The following is a 17,572-nucleotide window of genomic DNA, read 5'->3' on the forward strand; positions in this document are numbered from 1 at the left end:
TATGTTCTTAGGCACGTCAGCAGCCGATCGTCTCGGCGCAGGTATTTACAGCCCACAATTTGCACACCCCGACCTGAGTTATTGGTCGCCGATCTGGAAAAGCATTCGAGACGCCTACCTCGGCGAGATCGAGGTAAAGCGGAAAGGCACAAACTACCTCCCGCGCCTCGACAACATGACCACCAGCGAATACGCCGCCTATCTCGATCGAACCGCATTCTACAACATGGTGGCTCGGACTGCGAACGGGATGGTCGGAAGGCTGTTCCAGCGGCCTCCTAAAACTGAGGGCGTACCTTCCAGGCTTAGCCTAAACGACGTGACCCTCAACGGTCAGTCTGTTGACGCCTTAGCCCGTGAGATCGCTCAGGAAGTGGTTCTTACGGGACGAGTCGGCGTGATGCTGGACGTCGATACAGAGCGAGACAGCATCGGCTACTTTAACGTGTATTCGGCTGAAAACATTCTCGACTGGCGCACCGAGCGAGTCGGCGGGAAGATCCAACTCACCTACGTCGTCCTGAGAGAAATTGAGACGAATGCGGACCGTCTACAGATGCAGAGGTACCGGACAGTCTATCGCGTCTTGAGCTTGGATAAGGAGGCGGACGGAAGCCGGGTCTACCGCTCGTATCTCCATAGAAATGAAAACCTCGGGACGGAGGCCGACGAGGTGTCGACAGCCCTCAATCGAGGCACACCTCTAGATTACATCCCCTTCAAGTTCTTCGGCCCAAATAATAACGATCCGGGCATTGATAAACCGCCGATCCTGGACATCGTCACCCTGAACTACGCTCATTACAAAGCCAGTGCTCACCTGGAGCATGGGCGCTTCTACACGGCGAGTCCGGTCTACTACGTCCCAGTCGGACCAGGGAGCGACAGCAGCTCCACGTCTTACACTTTGGGACCCAGCGTTGTCTGGGAGGTCGACACTGAAAGCAGCCCTGGAATTCTCGAATTCAACGGCAGCGGCCTAATGTATCTGGAAAACTCCCTAAAGGAAAAGGAGGCAATGGTCGCCGCTCTCGGTGGCAAGCTTGCCGGGATACAGCCTGCAGCCGCCTCCGATTCCGATGCGTCGGCAAAGGTCAAATCGGCGGGGGAGCATTCCACACTCATCGGCATTGCGGAATCCATCGAAACGGGGCTTACCGATCTCCTCCAATGGTGGGCGCATTGGCAGGATGTCTATGACCCATCCGGCATCACGTTCACTTTGACCCGCGCGTTCGGTTTCGATTTTGACGCAGCTGGTGCTCGTGAGTGGAGGGCAATCCATGCCATGTATAGTGATAAAATTATCACAGTAGAGGTGCTCTTCGAGTACCTCCAACGCGCCGCGATCGTCCCGGACTGGATGACATTAGCTGAGTTCAGCAACGCACTCCGAGATCCAGCCTCATTCCCGGGGCTGGACCTCACACAAGATCGGCTTGCGGCATGAGTTTCATCGCTGAAAACCGATTCATCGTCGAGGACGGAACCGGCCTCGCGGATGCGACCTCCTATGCCACAGTCGAGGATGCCGACGACTATCTCGTGGTCAACCCTCACGCATGGTCTGCCTGGGCTGACTTACCAGCCTCCGCCAAGGAATACCTTCTGAGATGGGCGACGAGGGAGCTCGACCAGCGCGCAAGATGGCAAGGCCGCAAGACTGTTGCGAACTCAGCACTAGCGTGGCCCAGGGCGTTCGTCCCAGGCACCGAGTGCCGGTTCCTCGCCTCGGATGCGGTCCCTCTCCAGGTCAAGCAAGCCACCATCGAGATGGCGCGGCTCCTCCTCGACAGAGATCCTGGCACCGATCGCGGGCAGGACGGACTGAAAGAACTTGAAGTGGATGTCATCAAACTCGTCTTCGATGAGAGCTACAGGCTTCCCGAAGTCCCGCGATCAGTGATTTACCTCCTGCGAGGTTTGGTGGTCTCATTTTCGAATGGAACCAAAACCCAATCCGCAACGATTGTCCGCGCATGATGGTTTTGCGTAATCTCGTCAAACAACAAGTAGTGAATGCGTTCGAGAGCATCGGCTATCTGGTCGAGAGCATCACGTATAAACACGTGACGTTGGGTGCTTATGACCCCACATCCGACACCGTAGCGACCACGGTCCAGACGTTCACTATTCCTGCCGTCTTGGTCCAATTTAAACTTACTGAGTTGGACACATCGATCATCGTTCAAACAGATCGTAAATGTTTGATTCCTGCACTATCTCTGCCGATCACCCCTACCGAAAACGACCAGATCATAGCTCTCGGAAGGACATGGAATGTCCAAGCCATTCTAGGTGTCCCAGGTGCCTCTTTTCATATCTTACACACCCGAGAGGTCTGACAGTGTCGATGGAATCTATGAGGTCCTACGTTGCCTCGACACTAGCGGCGGCACTACCGGACACGCCGACCCATTGGGCGAACCAGCTTTTCGCCCAACCGGATGGTCTCTTTCTTTCGGTGAGCATGAACGATGGCGAATCGCTGCGAGCCAACTTGGGAGCCCAGTTCACTGTTCGGCACGTTGGAAGACTTGAGGTCACCGTGTTCGTACCTCAGGACACGGGTACCCGTGCTCTATACCTAGCAGGCGAGACGGTAGGGCGGACATTCCAGGAACTGGGGGCAAACCTACCAGATAGTGCAAGGCTGCTTTTCAGGACGCCGTCTTACAGTGACGGCGGCACTGTCGGCGGCTTCTATACCCTAGTCGTTCGCATACCGTATCTGAGAGACGAGCGCTAAAGTAATGCATAGGCGGGGTGGAGAAAGTGAGGAGCAACCTCCTTCTCGCCACCCCTTACCTCTGACCTCATAAGCGAGGAGCCCTTTTTAAGCTAGTTACTGCTCCAGCGCCGGTGCTGTGCCGTCGTCCTGCTCTACAAGGATGGGCGCCGTGTAACCCTGCGCACGAGCGTTCAACGACCAAGTCCTTGCCCGATCAACGGCGTCTTGCTGATCCGGGAAGTTGTCATAGTCGCGACCATTGCACCGAATTGCCCAGGCACCCTTTAGTTTCCGAACGATGAGCCGGTTGTCTCGCATTGGTTTTACTCCCTGTTTACGAATCAACTCAACCTTTTGTCGAAGGTTGCGTTTCCTTCGACTTTAAAGTGAACAGGGTTGAGTGCTTTGCACGGGTCTAATCCTCACTCTCAAACTCACTGACCTCGCGCCTAGGGTCTAATGGATCGATCTTAGCCATCCATCCTGCCAGCCGTGTGACCATCGCCCCAGCGTCACCATATCCTCTGGCAACTTTACGATCGCCGGAGGAGTGGCCCATTATGCGCTCGACCACTTCCTCCGGTGCCTCGATGAGGCGACTAGAGTCTTTGAATGTGTGGCGGAGGCTGTGGACCACGACCCGTTTGTCCGTAATCCCTGCCCTTCCGCGAATGAGTTTCGATAAACGCTTCCCTATACTCGCGTACCGGCGCCCTTGTCCGTTGGGTTTTAGATCGAACAAATAAGGACTATTGACCGCCCTCGCTGTGAAATCCAGGAATCCATCGGCAAGCAATTTCGGATGCACCGGGACAGTCCTAACCGATGAGGCGGTTTTGACTTTGTTGGTTCCGAGATCATGGATGTGGATAACGTGGACACCGCCTATCCTCTTTATGTCGCCCGGCGCCAACTGGGCGATTTCTTCGCCCCTCGCCCCCGTGTAGATAAGGACTCTCAGAAACCATAGCGCCTGATCGTCGTCTTTCCATTCGTCCTCGGCTTTCACTAGGATGGTCTCTAACTCTGAGGGTGCTAAGGAACGTCGCTTATTCGCCACGGTCTCAGCATGGCCCCCCTTCCCTCTGTGTATGCGGATATCGGATGCTGGATTAGACTCTATCAATCCTTCAGAAGCAGCGAAGCTTAGGAGAGCCTTCACACACCTCAAGTGCTTCGCCGCAGACGAAGGAGCGAGTCTCTTCAGATTCTTCTTCTCCGCTATCGCCAGGAGTTTGGTAACCGACAGTCCCGCAGTCCCCTTCTGGTTTAAGTTCGGAAGGCGCGACACAGTGTTACGGAAATCGCGGATATGATTTGCGCGTATGTCCGTGAGCCTCAGTCCAGGATTTAGTTCCTGGAAGAGCTTGGCAGATTGAAGGAACTGGATCCCGACGGAAGGCGACTTAGCCGCATACCAAAGAGGGTAAAGTCCCACCAGGGTCAAAGCCTCTTCCCCTGACTTTGCAGTTTTCTGATCCAGTTTGAGTTTCTTAAGCGTCTCGGTGTGTTTGGCTACCTGCCGGGCTTTAACGTCCGACTCCGCACGTAGCGCAGCGATCGTGGCCTCTGACTCGTCCTCGTCCGCCTCTCCGTCCAGGTGCACGAGATCATGAAGCATTTCGGCTTTATAAGCGGCGCGTTCTCCGGAAGCTTGCCGATCCTTCACCCATTTGAGATAGCCCCTGACACCTCCCTCGGCATCTATGGCCTGACGCTCCTCGAAAGTAAGGGAAGGCAGAAGGGCTTCCGCTTCCTCAATCGGATCGGGCGCCCTCAATCTAATGATGAGTCGATCGTGCCGGGCCGCAAGCTCGCGAGCTTTCGTTTGTGCGAGACGTTCATCGGATGTGTCCAGACTTACCTTCCAGCGCTTGCGCCTTACTTTGGACGCCACGTCTGGAGGGACAACCCGCAAATAATAGAGGTTAGTCGACTGCCCCAACTTATGGACGTAGTTGTTTTTGGATGCACGCATGAGGGCGACTCGCATGTTCTATATTGCCTAGGTTTTTACCTAGGTTTTTGCCTACCCTCAACTTTTTTATACGTTATAAATCATAATGTTATAGAAGCTGCCCGCTTCACGGGTCTAACGAAAAGAACCAATCATAATGTTCACCGCCTTCGATCTGCCCTTGCAGATAGTCCTGGGCATAGATCGTGACATGGCCGAGGTCGGGATCGAAATCGACATGATCCTGGCCCTCCCGCCAATCGGAGAGCGGCAGGTAATTGTCGATGCCCACGAAGTCGATGTCGCCATGGGCCCAGAGCGGATCGAGATGGAAATGCACGTCGCCCGTGCCGTCGTCGGGCCTGTGACTGTGATATTCTGACCAATCCGCGGCATAGCTGATCTCCACATCCTCCCCGAGCAGCGTGCGGGCCTCCTCTGCGAGAGCCTGCAACCCGGCGACGAAGGGATAGCTGCCGGCGCCGTCGCGCAGCTGGGTCAGGCCCACCATCTCCGAGCCGATCAGGAACGCATCCGCATTTGCGCCCTGGGCGAGGGCCGCATAATGCAGGATGAAGCGGCGGTAGGACCATTCCGCCGGTCCGGAATAATCGACACGCTCGTCCTCGGCGTCGAAGGAGAAGTCGGCCGCGGCGGCAGTGCCCAGGAAGGCGTCGACCTGCGTTGCCGCCGCCGCGGTCTTGTCGGCGGCCAGGGCGCCGGTTCCGCTATTGGGGAAAAAGGTGGACAGCCCATGGCGCAGCGTGGCTTGCGGTCCCACGAAACGAGCCGTTCCCACCGCTGAATTCGCAGCCGTTGGAAAGGAGCCCACCGCTCCGAAGGCGGGAAACAAATCGACGCGAAACGCGGTTCCGGCGGGATCCTCGAGATCGATCCACAGCCGCCGGAAATCTCCCTCCGTCTCCATTCCGGAGCCGTGCCGGGTGAGGCCTGCACCGCTGGTCAGCGCATTCACCTGGTCCGTGACCGGATTGTAGCGCAGCGTGACGGCATGGGTGGACAGCCTCGTGAACACGCGCAGGGCGGGGAACGCGACTGCGGCTGCATCCCGCTTCACATAGACCGACACCGTGGCGCGCTTGCCGATCAACGCGCTGACCGCAGAGGACGCAAACCCCCCGGCACTTGTCGAGGCATCCTGCAGCACCAGCAGGTCGCTGCTGACGCCTGCGGGCGTGTCGCCGGCTTCCGGGGTCACCGTGACCGAGGATTTGCTCCAGGCGCTGAGCGTCTCGGTGGTCGGCAGGAAATTCTGCCGCCCCGGCGCCGGATCGGCCGTGATCCGTCCCCGCCACGGATAGGCCGGCTGCGACGATGCTCCCGAATAGGGGTCGCTGAGGCCATTGTCTGCGGCGATGTCCATCATCAGGAAGGGCAGCACGGTCACGTGATAGCCCCGCTCCTTCAGCGCTCCCACCGCGCGAACGACGGAGGCGTCGTTGGGGGTGCCCCCGAAGGCCGGCCGTTCTGCGACCAGCGTCACCACCTCCGCCTCTTCCCGCGTCAGCCCCGCGACGCGCCAGGAGAGGGGAATGGTCTCCTTCTCCCCATTATCGACTTTCGGGCGGATGCTGCAGTCGGCGCAGCGCAGATCGTCGCCGAACCAGGCGACCACCAGGTTCACGGCTGCCAGATTCGGCAGCAGCGCCGCGAGGTGTTCGAGCGTGACCTCCCAGTCGCTGCCGGCCTGGACCAGATGCGCGTTCTCGGTCCCCACCGCGATCGTCCCCCAGCTGCCTTGGGTGACCTGCTTGACGGTATCCGGCTCGTAGCCGAATTCGGTGGCCCCGGGGATGAGATTGACGGCGCGGATCCGCTCCTCGACCCGTCCCGGCAGCACCTTGAACACTTCGAAATTGAGCTGCGGGATCCGGTTGCCGAAGGCCTCCAGCGGCATCCGCTCGAACACGATATAGGCGGTGCCGCGATAGGCCGGTGCGCGGCCTGCCCCCTCCTTCGCCTCGATCAGCGCATCGGGAAGCTGTGCGTCATCGCCCTTGTGGATGCGGAAGCTGAAGCCGCCGAGCCCCACCTCCTTGCCATCGGCCCACATGCGGTTCACCGCGGCGATCTCGCCCTCGCACAGCGCCACCGCGAAATTTGCGTAATAGCGATAGGTGATGCGGGTCGATGTCGCCCCGTCGATGAAGAGAAAGCCGCCACTTTCGGTGGTGTCCTTGTCGATCACCTCTTCCAGCCGCGTCGCCCAGATCATCTGCCCGCCGACGCGCACCCGGCCATAGGCGCGGGGGATGGGAGCGCCCTCCGTGGCCGAGAGCACATCCAGCTCGGTGAGCCGCGGACCGACCTGCGTCGAGCCCGAGCCGCCGCCGAACAGCGCGTTGTCGATGGCGCTCCCCGCCACGGCAGCGCCCACCTGCAGGAGGGTCGTGCCGATGGTGCTGAGGCCCATGGAGGAGCCGAGCGCCGAGGCGGCGGTGGTCAGCAGCAGCGATGCCATGGGGTCTCCTGAAGCCTCAGCCCATTATGAACACGCCGGCCAGTCGCCGCTGCCACCACGTGCAGAACGCGACCTCCGAGACGCAGATGCCCTCATGCACATGGATCATGCCGTCGGGCCCGGTCAGCAGCGCGGCATGTTTCGCCGCGCAGCTCTGCCGCCAGCGGAAGACCGCCACCATCCCCGCCTTGCGGGCGTCGGACGGGACATGCGCAAACTGCGCGGCCAGCCCGTTCAGCAGCGCTTCCTCGCCCCCCGTCTCGGCCCAATCCTTGGAATAGGCCGGCAGCCGCTTTGGTTCACGGCCGCCGATCTCCCGCCACACCCCGCGGATGAGGCCGATGCAGTCGCATCCCGCACCGCGCAGGCTCGCCTGATGGCGGTACGGCGTGCCGAGCCAGCCGCGCGCGATCGAGACGATCTCACTCGCTTTGGGTGAGGCTGCCGCCATCGAGGCCCTGATCGCCGACCGAGGGATAGGACATGACGAAATCATTGGTCGGCATATGCGGGAAGCCGCGGAAATTGACCCCATTGCCGAATTTCGCCCGGCATGTCGTGAAGCGCTTGTCGCATCCCGCCTCCACCGTGAAGTGGTCGCCCCCAGCGATCGTCCCGGCCGGGCCGATCCACAGCTCCAGATAGACGGCGCCCGCCTCCAGCCGGTGCGTCTTGATCTCCGAGACGACCCCGACATTCGCGCCCGTGGTCCAAATCAATCGGCCCTGCTCGAACCAGCGCGGCGGGAACGTTTCGAGCCCGCTGGCATCGAGCCGGCGATTGGCATGGACCGCCGCCACCTCCCCCACAGCGCGCAGGCCGTCCGCATCGAGATCGACGCCGCAACGGCCATCGCCCAGCACGGCATCGCAGCTCACCTGATAGAGCCTCCCCTGGGGCCGGTTCAGCCGATGGGCGAGTCCCCGGATCTCGGCGGTGAAGCCATGCAGTCCGCGGCGCACCTCGCCCAGATTGCCGTACCGAAGTGCTACCCACTGGCTCGGATCCGCCCAGTTCACGCGCAGGATCTCGACCTCCGCATCGTCATAGAGACCCGCAAGGATATCCGGCTCGGTGATTGCTGCGGCGCTGAGCGCTCCCTCAGCCTCCGTGGTATCGATGGACAGCCCCAGCCCCGAGACGATCTCCCCGGCCGTAAAGCCTGTGCCCGCGGCATAGACGGTCCCCTCCACCTCGAGGTCACAATCATGATCGGTAAAGCCCAGGACCAGGCCGTCGCGGCGGGTCAGCTTCCAGCACCAGGCCAGAGTCGTGGCCCCGCTGTCGAGATGCGCCTGCAACCCCGCCTCAAGCGCTCTCATATCCTGATCTCCACCAGCGGAATGGCCGGGATCTCGCCGGCCTGGAATGCGGTCAGGTTGATCTCGAGCCGGTCGGTGTCGAAGCGCACGGGCGTGTCGAACTCGAAACCTGCGGTGAGTGCTGCCGCAGCCGCCGGCGCCACGGAGAACGTCACCAGCCCCGTTGTCGGATCGACTGTGAAATGCATGCCGGCCACCTGTTCGACGCCGCCCACCGCCACCCTCACGGTGCCGGCAACCGGCTTGGCGATCACCCGGACATAGTGGATCCCGCCGGAATTGTAGCGCTTGACCAGCGGGAAGCTCGTCTGGCTGCCGGTGCCGGTTCCGAGCGACTGGTCCGTCGCCGTCACCCCCGCCCCCGGCGCCTTCGAGGCAAAATCCGTATGATCCTTGTAGCGGAACCCGTGCAGCCGGCCGTTGCGGGTCTCGAAAAAGGCGATCACCGCCTGCAGATCGTCCAGGGACTTCACCCCGTAGCCCGCATTGTATCGCCGCCGTGAATGGGCCCAGCGCGCATTGCGCTCCTCGGCCCCGGAGCCGAGCACCACCACATCCGTCCGCCGTTCGGGCCCGCCCGATGCGCCGAAGGAAATGGCGGTGGGAAACCGCACCTCATGAAACATCGCCCGCTCCGTTATGTGCCTGCCCGCCGGGTCAGAGGTTGCGCCTGCCGCGGGTGAGGGCCCGCGCCAGCATCACGCCGATCTCTCCTTGCGCCCGGCGGAACCCGTCCACATCGGGCGAGGTCACGTTGAAGGTCACCTGCACGGGCCCCCCACCGCCATCGCTGCGGACCCCCAGGCGCCCATCGCGTCCCCGCGCCAAAGGGAGGATGGCTTCCGCTCCCGCCTCGCCCATGAGCCCGACGCCGCCTTGCATGGGAAACAGCGTCGGGCTGCCCACCACCCCACCATCGGCGAAGGCCTTGAGCCGGCCGCCGGAAAAGGCGTTGCCTTGCGCGTTCGCCGTCAGTCCGCCCAGGGCGGCGCCGAAGGCCTGGCCCAGCCCCTGCGTCAACGGCTTGAGCGCGGACGTGAGGCTCTGTCGCGACAATGACAGCACCAGCCCCCGCAGCACCTCGCTCAGCGATTTGCCGCCGCTCGCCGCATTTGTGAAGGCGCGCGTCAGCGACCGCTCGAACCCGTGTGCGAGACTGCCGATCTCCTTGAGCTCGGACTTGAATTGCGACGCATCGAGGCCGATGGCGACCTCGACGCTGTCCACCCGCTCTGCCATGGCTCACTCCTTCATGTCGGGAAATCGCGCCATCAATGCCTCCAGAACGGCCCGCTGCGGCGCCTGCCGCGGCGGGACGACAAGACCTGCGCCGTCCAGCACCGCCATCAGCTCCCGCGGCGTCATGGCCCAGAAGTCCTTGGGCGCGATCCCGGCCCGGCCCATGCCGAGCGCCATCAGGCGCGGCCATGGAAAGCGGCCGGTCGCGCTCACCCTGGCTCGGCGCCGAAGGTCGCCTGCAAGAGCTCCGAGACGATCGAGACATAGCCGACCGCCCCGCCCTGCGCGGTCAAGGTCGCGATCTCCTGGTCGCTCACGGAGTTCCCGGCACCGCGCAGGCCGGCGCCGATCAGCCGGATTGCGTCGCGCGCCTTGATGCGCCCGCCCTCGAAGCGTTCGGCGAGCCGCATCAGGTCGATGCCGCCATAGGCGTCTTCGAGCTCGGCCAAGGCCCCCAGCGTTAGGCACAGCGTATAGGATCGCTCGCCGAGCACCGCCTCGATCTCGCCCCGGTGTCGATTGGCCATGTCCCTCTCCTCAGGCAGCGGTGAAGGTGAGGGCGCCGGCCGATTCCAGCGCCAGTTCGAAACTCATTTCGCCGTCATGCGGGCCGGCATAGTCCAGGGCGGTGATCTGGAACGCCCCCTCGATGGTGCCGAAATCGGGAACCACCACCTGCCAGTCGCGGATCGTGTCGGCGAAGAAATACGAGCGCACCGTAGCGTCCGAGGCCTCGTCCTTGAAGATCCCTGCACCGCGCACGCTCGCCGTCCGCACCCCAGCCCCGCTCAGGAGCTCGCGCCACTGCCCGGCGGACTCCGCATGCGTGACGTCCACGGTGCGCGCATTGAGCCCCAGGCTATGTGTCCTGAGCCCGGCGATCGTCACGAAGACGCCGCTCCCAGTGCTGTCGACCTTGAGCAGCAGGTCCCGCCCCTTCTGTGCCGCCATTCCGCTCTCCTCTGTCCGATTGATTACCCCTGCTGCCGGCCGGCCGCCTCTAGAGAGGCTCCGTCACGGCCCGCACGCGCATGACCCCGTGATAGGTGCGTCCATCCGGATCGCGCAGCGCATGCCAGAACACCGGCCGCAGATTGACCAGGCGGTATCCGTCCAGCGCCGGCAGATCCTCCTCCAGCGCCGAGTCCAGCGCCCCCATGATCTCCTGGGTCTCGTGGCGACCCTTGGCGCGCGACCAGATATGCAGCGTCACCTGGTGCTCATGGCCCTTGCGCGTCTGGGTGCTCCAGTCGCTCGAGCGGATCTCACCGATGGTGACATAGGGAAAGCCCTGGGGCTCCCCCACATCGTCGAGGATCCCCGCCTCGCCCAGGAGCGAGATCATCTCCGCCTGCCCGCTCAGATGTGAAAACAGCGCCTTCTGCAGCGCCAGTGCCGCGCTCCCGCTCATCCCTCGCCTCCCCCTCTGATGATCTCCAGGATCTGCCGCCGCACCGCCCGCAAGGCTGGACTCAGGCGGGGCGCTGCCGGCCTGGCCAGGGTGCCGAACTCCGCGGCAGCAGCGTCAGGATCCCGCGTGCCGATCATCACCCGCCCGGCGACCGGATCGGCATCGATCCGCAGGTCCCGGAGACCCGAACCGCGCGCCTCCTCGCCCACCAGCGCCCCCAGGCGCAGCAACACATCTTCCGCCGACAACCGGTGCAATCGTGCCTCCAGCGCCCGCGTTGCGGCATCGAGTCCTGAGATGCGGACCGTCGGCTTCATGGCGTGAGCTGCTCTGTCGCAAAGCAGAGGAGCTGCCGTCCGCGCTCCTCGGGATCGAGGAGGCTGACGACCTCGAACACCCGGCTGCCCTTCACCAGGCGCATGCCCGGAACCATGTCGGTGCGGAACCGCATGCTGATGCGATGGCTCACCATGGCTCCTGTCTTCTCGTTGCGGAACCGCTCCTGATGGCCCGCCGGTTCGATCTCCGCCCACAGGCTGGCGACCGGCGACCAGGCGAGCGTTGCGCCACCGGCGCCATCCGGCGTCCGGACGGGCGCTTCCAGCGTCAGCCGGTGGCGCATCATGCCGATCCGCTTCACAGCGCGAGCGCCCGGTAGGGATCGACCAGGGCCCGCACCATGCGCGGCACCTCATGGACCGGATCGCCCAATGCGGCCGGTTCGCGCTGTTCGAACCAATGGGCGACGAGCTGCAGGATCGCCAGCCGGATCGGCGCGGGCACCGCGGGGGCCGTGTCCCCGAAGCCCGCCGTCAGCTGGATCTCGATGCCCCGCAAGGCGCGTCCCGGCAGGGGCCAGCCTGCCGCTGCACGCGGCCGCAGCCGGGGGCGCGACCCTGGATCCACCCCATAGATGTCGGGATCGACGAGTGTCGCCGCATCGTCATCCCCATAGACTTTGACCGCATCCACGGTCTGAACCGGGCTCACCGGGAGGGCGACGACGCCACTGATCGGCCATTGGTCGAGGAACACCGACCAGCCTTGCGTGATGAACACCCGCCGCGTCGCGCTCTCCAGATGCACCCGCGCCGCGGTGATCAGGGCGCCGATCATCGCATCTTCCTCGGCGCCGTCCACCCGGAGATGGGCACGCGCCTCCTCCACCGTCACCGGCTCGATCGCCGGTGGCTGCGTACAAATCGAAACCATGTCCTGTGCCTCGCCGACAAAGCCTCTCAAGGATGGGGCGCGGGCCGCCGGGTCGCCCCGATCGTCCCGCGCCCCGCATCGTCACGTCCTGACGGGGGAGGAAAACGTCAGGGCGCGCCGAATTTCAGGAGCTTGATCGCATCGAAATCCTGCACCCCGCCGCCCACGCGCTTGGTGGTGTAGAAGAGCACATAGGGCTTGGCCGAATAGGGATCGCGCAGCACGCGCACGCCCAGCCGGTCGATGATGAGATAGCCGCGCTTGAAGTCGCCGAACGCCACCGACAGGCTGTCGGCCGCCAGATCCGGCATCGCCTCCGCCTCCGCCACCGGGAAGCCCATCAGGCTCGCCTGACCGCCGGCCTGTGCGGCGGGCTGCCAGATATAGTTCCCGTCCGTATCCTTGATCTTGCGGATCGCCGCCTGCACCTTGCGGTTCATCACCCAATGGGCGTTCTGCCGGTAGCCGGCCTTCAGCGCATAGATCAAGTCGATCAGGATGTCGGAGGGATTGGAGGCCGGAAAGGCGCCGTCCACCCCGGTCAGCAGGAAGCCGAGAGACCCCCAGGCCCAGCTGCCATTGGCGATGGTGTCATGGGCGAGGAAGCCCTTGGGCTTGTTGGTCCCGTCCCCGGTCACGAAGGCCGTGCCCTCCTGCTCGGCGAACACGGTGCGCACCTCTTCGGCGATCCACTGGTCGATATTGACCGCACTGTCGTCGAGCAGGCTCTGCGTCGCCGCCGGCATGGCATAGAGCTCCGTCGTCGGGAACTCGAGCTCGGCCAATGTCGGGGAGTTGGTCTGGCTCCGGGACGCTGTTTCCCCGACCCAGCCGGTGGCGGCCCCGGTGGTCACGAAGGGCTTCTTGTAACTGCTGCCCGAAACCTGCCGCACCGTGGAGATGGCGCGGATGGGCGACACCTGCGCCAGCAGCCGGCCGATTTCGGTCTCCGTCTGCTCCGGTACCAGATACCCTCCGTCGGGCCCAGAGCCGACCGACAGCGCCTTGGCTTCAAGCGCCCCGAGCCCCTGCACTTCGCCCTTGCGGATATAGGCGTTGAATGCCGTCTTGTGCTCGCCGGCATGGGCGTTGCGGAGTTCGGGTCCGTTATCGCCCAGCCGCGGCCGTGCCGACTTGAGCGCCAGTTCGTCCAGCACGCGCTTCTGCTGGTCGAGGGCGGCATTGATCCGCTCGACCTTCTCCTCCGTCACCACGTCCTGGCGGAGCTTGCCCTCCACTTGGCCCAGCCGCTCGTCATTGGCCTCCTTGAAGCTTTCGAAGGCGCGCATGAACTCGCCGAAAGCCGTGGCGATTTCCGTCGGCGGCGCGCCGGCGACCTTGGTCTCGAGTGCTCCCGTCTGTAGGCTCTGCATGGATCCGTCCTCGTTAGTTAGGCATGGATGAAACGTGCCGCCGCCCTCAGGCTGTCGGCGGAAAGACCGGGTCTGTTCACCCGCGCCGCCTCCAGCAGCGGGAAGGTGACGAGCGAGATCTCCCAGAGATCGACGGTGAGCAGGCGCCGCTGACCGCTGCCGCGGTCGCGGACGGCCCTCACGGTGCGAAAGCCGATCGACAGCCCGTCCAGCGCGCCCATCCCCACCAGCGCGCCAAGCTCTGCGGCGCGTCCGGTCTCGGCAAGACGGCCGCGGACCCTCAGGCCGCTCGCGTCTTCGGCAATCATCTGCCACACCCCGATCGGCTGGGCCGGATCGTGGTGGAACAGCATCTTGACCCCCTGCGGACCGCGCCGCCTGAGGCTCGCCGCGAAGGCCCCTGCCGTGACCACGTCGCCGCCGCTATCGGCCACCCCGAACAGGCTGGCATAGCCCTCGATCTCCAGCATAGCCCTGTCCCTCTCGCCCGATATGCCGCTAGCCCGCCTGGGGCCCGTACCCCACGGCGGCCCGCTTCTCGTCCTGGCTGAGGAAGTCCGCGGCTCCGACGCGCGCCCACAATCCCTCGCGTTCGGCGGTCAGGGCCTCCACCTGGTCGGCGTCGTACCAGAGCCTCAAGGGGTGGCCGAAGCCCGGCGCGAGCCATAGCGTCAGCGCCCGGGCCGTCCGCCCCACCAGGGGCAGCACCGTCTGCCGCCAGAACACGCGATTGGCTTCGGCGTAATTGGAGAAGGTGTTGTCGCCGGGAATGCCCAGCAGCATCGGCGGCACTCCGAAGGCGAGCGCGATTTCCCGCGCCGCCACGTCCTTCGCCCCGATGAAGTCCATGTCCTTCGGGCTGTAGCCCATGGATTTCCAGTCCAGCCCGCCTTCGAGCACCAGCGGCCGGCCGGCATTGGCGGCCCCCTGATAGGACTGCTCCAGCTCCTGTTTCAGGCGGCTGAACTGCTCCTCCGACAGGCTGGCGCCATCGGCGCCGCCATAGACGAGCGCACCCGAAGGCCGCGCCGCATTGTCGAGCAGTCCCTTGTTCCACGCCCCCGCCGCCGAATGCACGTCGATGGAGCGCGCCGCCGGCTCGAAGGGGCTCAGCCCGTAATGGTCGTTGCTCGGATTGAACAGCCGCAGATGCAGGATCGGTCTCTGCCCCACCGTCCTCTGGTCGAAGCGCACCGTCTGGCCCGAGGCCGTGTAGTCGAAGCCGTCCGGCCAGCCATTCGGCCCCGCCACCACCTGCATCCGGTCGGGCCGCAGCGCATGGAGCTCGCGCACCTGTCCACCGATGCTCACCGCTTCCAGATAGCTGTTGCCGGCGGTCTGCAGATAGCCATAGGCGAGCTCGAATAGGTCGACGCCGCTCGCCCCGGGATGCGGGGCGGAGAGCAGGTCCAGCAGCGGATGCTGCGTGAGCTCCCGCTCGCCCTCATAGAGCAGCCAGGGCACCGACGCCGCCGCCTCGGCGATCATCCGCACGCAGCGATAACCCACCGCGTTCTGAGTGAAGCCTTCCCGCGCCAGATCGGCATAATTGCGCGGCGTCCAGACCGGCTGGCCCTGCACATGCAGCGCAATGAGCGGCCCCGTGGCGCTGCGTTTGACATCCGGCGCCATCCTGGCCTGGCCGGCCACCAGCTTTCGCAGGCGTTTCAGCATAAATGTGTCTCCCGATGAATGGATGCCGGCCGAACCCGCTTCAGAGCGTCCGCACCCGCGGGGTGCCCTGCCGCCCCAGCATCAGCTCCGTCAGTGCCCAGACCAGCGCATCCGCCCGATCCGGGCTGCGGCCAGAGCTCTCGATGATCGCCTCGAAGCTGCACAGCTCGTCCTCCAGGTCCGGCAAGCGGCCCACATGGCTCACCCGACCCTGCTCGTAGAGGGCGGCCACCGGCTCGGCGCGCATCTGCTTGCCGCGACTGGCCCTGACCGAGCGGAAGGCGATGGAGGCATCCACTTCGCGGATCACCGCCTCCACCATGTCGCCGCCCTGGTTGACCTCGGCGATGAGCCGGTCGGCTTCGAAGGCGTGATAGATCTCGACGGCCCGCCGCGCCCATCGCGTGGGAGCGACACCGCCGATGGAGCCGTCCTGCAGCACATAGGCGCGTCCGTCGATGCCGAGGCCCGCACAGATGATGCCGCAGGCATTGGACTGGGACGTCCCCGTGGCGGGCGGATCCACCGCCACGATGCAGCGTCGCAGTTCGGGCGCCTGGCTGACCCGGGCCTCCTCGATGTCGCTGCGCTTGAACAGCGCGTTGGGATCGTCCTCGATGAGCTCGCCCTCGAGCTCCTGTCGGCCCAGGACGGTCCCCTTGTATTTTCGCTCGATCACCGCGAGAAACGACGGTGCCAGGTTCTTGGCGTTGTCGCGCGTGGCCGATCGCGTGACCCGTGTCCCCGGATCGGCGATCAGCTGCCGGATGAGCGGCACCGGCCGCGGCGTCGTCGTGGCCACGACCCGTGGATGCGCGCCCAGCCGCAATCCGAATTGCAGCATGTCCCAGGTCTCCTGGGCATGCCGCCATTTGGCGATCTCGTCGCACCAGGCGACATCGAATTGTGGTCCCCGCAGGCCGTCCGGCTCCTCGGCGGAGAACAGCTGGGCGATGGCGCCATTGCGCCAGGTCACCGTCCGCTTGGAGGGCTCGAACACCGGGCGCTCCCAGCTCTTATGGATGTTGAGCAGACCGGATTCGCCCTCCACCATGACCGATCGCACATCCGCCAGGGTCTGCCCCACGAGCGCGATCCGACGTGCCGGGGCATCCCGGAAGGCCAGGTCTTCGCTGACCTGCTTCTTGATCCATTCGGCGCCCGTTCGGGTCTTGCCGGCCCCGCGCCCGCCCAGCAGCAGCCAGACGGTCCAGTCGTCGTCGTAATGAGTGATATCCGGCGGGAGCTGGTCGGTGCGGGCGGATGAGACCCAGTCCGCATCCAGGCGGATGATCTCCCTCCCCTTTGCCAGCCCCAGCTTTTTGAGGCGCTCAGTCGGGGACAGTGAATCCAAACCGATCCGCAAGCTCTGCACGGAGGATATGGATCGCCTTCTCGTCGGGTTCAGGAATCACGTCCTTTCGCCCTCCCGCATTGATTTCCAGGTCGACCAGCTTGTCGACGGTGTTCGCGATCGTGGCCATGGCGCGCGCCGAGCGCTCCGTCATCACCGCATCGTCCGGGTGTTTCTCGTTGATGGCGGCCAGCTGCTCGAGCTGGTTGGTGAGCACCTCGAGCATGCGGGTCCGCACCTTCCGCAAGGGCAAGGGCTTGCGCCGCGGCGGCCCTGCGGGCGGCGACGGCCGGCTGCGCCACATGCTTTCCAGGCCACCGCGTTGCGGCCAGCTCTTCATGTTGGAGTGACGGTAGATGGTCGCCGTCGAGATGCCGAATCTCAGGGCGATGGCCCTCATGGGCTCGCGTGTCATCACATAGGCATGCTCGATCGCTGCCCAATCGACATCTACGGTCATGAGGTGTGCCTGCGAATTGGAGAGGAAGCCGCGCCGGGCCCTGGGAGGCGGAACCGCCCCGCAGTCGGCGTCGAGGCGCAAATGCTGGAATGTACGAAACCTACCCCAAACAGCGCGACGCTGTCAATCTTTTTTTAACGTATTACGTGATTTTTATACAAATCGCATCACGCGAATTGCCAGCGCTGTGTGTCCCGCTCGTCTCCCGTGGCGGGGTGACCTCGCCGCATCATCATTTTATATTCATCACCCTGCAGCTAGGATCAGAGTGAACTGGCGCTTGTCTACTTGGCGCGCCTGATCCATAGCTTGTCCTATAGGCTGGCCGAAGTGGACCTGGTATGGAATCATCAGGGA

Annotated in this window: 23 protein-coding genes; 4 read left to right on the top strand and 19 right to left on the bottom strand. The window is 64.0% G+C overall.

The features are described 5' to 3' along the window. Nucleotide 1 precedes the first annotated feature (1 nt). The 4 genes from FKM97_RS08640 to FKM97_RS27180 are packed head-to-tail and all read left to right on the top strand — an operon-like array spanning nucleotide 2 to nucleotide 2,749. Complete coding sequence (locus FKM97_RS08640) at nucleotides 2–1,450, top strand: DUF4055 domain-containing protein (RefSeq protein ID WP_144291999.1); 1,449 nt, start codon at nucleotides 2–4, stop codon at nucleotides 1,448–1,450. Next, complete coding sequence (locus FKM97_RS08645) at nucleotides 1,447–1,983, top strand: DnaT-like ssDNA-binding protein (RefSeq protein ID WP_144292000.1); 537 nt, start codon at nucleotides 1,447–1,449, stop codon at nucleotides 1,981–1,983. Before FKM97_RS08640 ends, FKM97_RS08645 begins: the two co-directional genes overlap by 4 nt. Next, the gene (locus tag FKM97_RS26520) at nucleotides 1,980–2,345 is read left to right on the top strand and encodes a hypothetical protein (protein ID WP_205014841.1); all 366 of its coding nucleotides are present in this window, start codon (nucleotides 1,980–1,982) and stop codon (nucleotides 2,343–2,345) included. The genes FKM97_RS08645 and FKM97_RS26520 overlap by 4 nt, the downstream gene beginning before the upstream one ends. Nucleotides 2,346–2,362: 17 nt before the next feature. Continuing rightward, nucleotides 2,363–2,749: a phage tail terminator-like protein gene (locus FKM97_RS27180; RefSeq protein ID WP_170240820.1), complete on the top strand. Its 387-nt coding sequence runs from the start codon at nucleotides 2,363–2,365 to the stop codon at nucleotides 2,747–2,749. 96 nt (nucleotides 2,750–2,845) lie between these two features. Here FKM97_RS27180 and FKM97_RS08655 read toward each other — a convergent pair whose 3' ends face one another. From FKM97_RS08655 to FKM97_RS08745, 19 genes are all read right to left on the bottom strand, one after another. Then, a complete protein-coding gene (locus FKM97_RS08655) occupies nucleotides 2,846–3,049 on the bottom strand; it encodes a hypothetical protein (RefSeq protein ID WP_144292002.1) in 204 nt (67 codons plus the stop codon). 97 nt (nucleotides 3,050–3,146) lie between these two features. Continuing rightward, nucleotides 3,147–4,709, bottom strand: coding sequence for a site-specific integrase (locus FKM97_RS08660; RefSeq protein ID WP_170240821.1), 1,563 nt, complete (start codon nucleotides 4,707–4,709; stop codon nucleotides 3,147–3,149). 106 nt (nucleotides 4,710–4,815) lie between these two features. Beyond that, complete coding sequence (locus FKM97_RS08665) at nucleotides 4,816–7,170, bottom strand: baseplate megatron protein TIM-barrel domain-containing protein (RefSeq protein WP_246104994.1); 2,355 nt, start codon at nucleotides 7,168–7,170, stop codon at nucleotides 4,816–4,818. A gap of 16 nt (nucleotides 7,171–7,186) precedes the next feature. Further along, the gene (locus tag FKM97_RS08670) at nucleotides 7,187–7,621 is read right to left on the bottom strand and encodes an NlpC/P60 family protein (RefSeq protein WP_144292004.1); all 435 of its coding nucleotides are present in this window, start codon (nucleotides 7,619–7,621) and stop codon (nucleotides 7,187–7,189) included. Then, nucleotides 7,593–8,492 carry a DUF2163 domain-containing protein gene (locus tag FKM97_RS08675; protein WP_144292005.1) on the bottom strand — a complete coding sequence of 300 codons (900 nt, stop codon included), beginning with the start codon at nucleotides 8,490–8,492 and terminating at the stop codon, nucleotides 7,593–7,595. Before FKM97_RS08675 ends, FKM97_RS08670 begins: the two co-directional genes overlap by 29 nt. Further along, entirely contained in the window at nucleotides 8,489–9,118 is a 630-nt protein-coding gene (locus FKM97_RS08680; RefSeq protein ID WP_144292006.1) for a DUF2460 domain-containing protein, read from the bottom strand. Before FKM97_RS08680 ends, FKM97_RS08675 begins: the two co-directional genes overlap by 4 nt. Before the next feature lie 31 nt (nucleotides 9,119–9,149). Continuing rightward, the gene (locus FKM97_RS08685; protein WP_144292007.1) at nucleotides 9,150–9,731 is read right to left on the bottom strand and encodes a phage tail tape measure protein; all 582 of its coding nucleotides are present in this window, start codon (nucleotides 9,729–9,731) and stop codon (nucleotides 9,150–9,152) included. A 3-nt stretch (nucleotides 9,732–9,734) separates the two neighbouring features. Further along, nucleotides 9,735–9,944 (bottom strand): phage tail assembly chaperone, encoded by a 210-nt coding sequence (locus tag FKM97_RS08690; RefSeq protein ID WP_281290084.1) that lies wholly within the window; start codon nucleotides 9,942–9,944, stop codon nucleotides 9,735–9,737. Continuing rightward, nucleotides 9,941–10,258, bottom strand: coding sequence for a gene transfer agent family protein (locus FKM97_RS08695; protein ID WP_144292008.1), 318 nt, complete (start codon nucleotides 10,256–10,258; stop codon nucleotides 9,941–9,943). Before FKM97_RS08695 ends, FKM97_RS08690 begins: the two co-directional genes overlap by 4 nt. 10 nt (nucleotides 10,259–10,268) lie before the next feature. Beyond that, complete coding sequence (locus FKM97_RS08700) at nucleotides 10,269–10,682, bottom strand: phage major tail protein, TP901-1 family (protein ID WP_144292009.1); 414 nt, start codon at nucleotides 10,680–10,682, stop codon at nucleotides 10,269–10,271. A gap of 49 nt (nucleotides 10,683–10,731) precedes the next feature. After that, nucleotides 10,732–11,142, bottom strand: a complete 411-nt coding sequence (locus FKM97_RS08705; RefSeq protein WP_144292010.1) for a DUF3168 domain-containing protein — start codon at nucleotides 11,140–11,142, stop codon at nucleotides 10,732–10,734. Next, nucleotides 11,139–11,459, bottom strand: coding sequence for a hypothetical protein (locus FKM97_RS08710; RefSeq protein ID WP_144292011.1), 321 nt, complete (start codon nucleotides 11,457–11,459; stop codon nucleotides 11,139–11,141). The genes FKM97_RS08705 and FKM97_RS08710 overlap by 4 nt, the downstream gene beginning before the upstream one ends. Further along, on the bottom strand, nucleotides 11,456–11,782 hold the full coding sequence (locus FKM97_RS08715) for a phage head closure protein (protein ID WP_246104995.1): 327 nt from the start codon (nucleotides 11,780–11,782) through the stop codon (nucleotides 11,456–11,458). Before FKM97_RS08715 ends, FKM97_RS08710 begins: the two co-directional genes overlap by 4 nt. Next, the gene (locus FKM97_RS08720; protein WP_144292012.1) at nucleotides 11,779–12,354 is read right to left on the bottom strand and encodes a head-tail connector protein; all 576 of its coding nucleotides are present in this window, start codon (nucleotides 12,352–12,354) and stop codon (nucleotides 11,779–11,781) included. Before FKM97_RS08720 ends, FKM97_RS08715 begins: the two co-directional genes overlap by 4 nt. A 107-nt stretch (nucleotides 12,355–12,461) precedes the next feature. Further along, nucleotides 12,462–13,727 (bottom strand): phage major capsid protein, encoded by a 1,266-nt coding sequence (locus FKM97_RS08725; protein WP_144292013.1) that lies wholly within the window; start codon nucleotides 13,725–13,727, stop codon nucleotides 12,462–12,464. 17 nt (nucleotides 13,728–13,744) lie between these two features. Continuing rightward, the gene (locus FKM97_RS08730) at nucleotides 13,745–14,197 is read right to left on the bottom strand and encodes an HK97 family phage prohead protease (RefSeq protein WP_144292014.1); all 453 of its coding nucleotides are present in this window, start codon (nucleotides 14,195–14,197) and stop codon (nucleotides 13,745–13,747) included. Nucleotides 14,198–14,225: 28 nt separating this feature from the next. Continuing rightward, on the bottom strand, nucleotides 14,226–15,401 hold the full coding sequence (locus FKM97_RS08735) for a phage portal protein (protein ID WP_144292015.1): 1,176 nt from the start codon (nucleotides 15,399–15,401) through the stop codon (nucleotides 14,226–14,228). Between the two features lie 40 nt (nucleotides 15,402–15,441). Beyond that, nucleotides 15,442–16,746 (bottom strand): DNA-packaging protein, encoded by a 1,305-nt coding sequence (locus FKM97_RS08740; protein WP_246105006.1) that lies wholly within the window; start codon nucleotides 16,744–16,746, stop codon nucleotides 15,442–15,444. Beyond that, on the bottom strand, nucleotides 16,733–17,215 hold the full coding sequence (locus tag FKM97_RS08745; RefSeq protein ID WP_144292016.1) for a hypothetical protein: 483 nt from the start codon (nucleotides 17,213–17,215) through the stop codon (nucleotides 16,733–16,735). Before FKM97_RS08745 ends, FKM97_RS08740 begins: the two co-directional genes overlap by 14 nt. Nucleotides 17,216–17,572: the final 357 nt, after the last annotated feature.

The sequence above is a fragment of the Rhodoligotrophos appendicifer genome (assembly GCF_007474605.1).
Taxonomy (GTDB): Bacteria; Pseudomonadota; Alphaproteobacteria; order Rhizobiales; family Im1; genus Rhodoligotrophos; species Rhodoligotrophos appendicifer.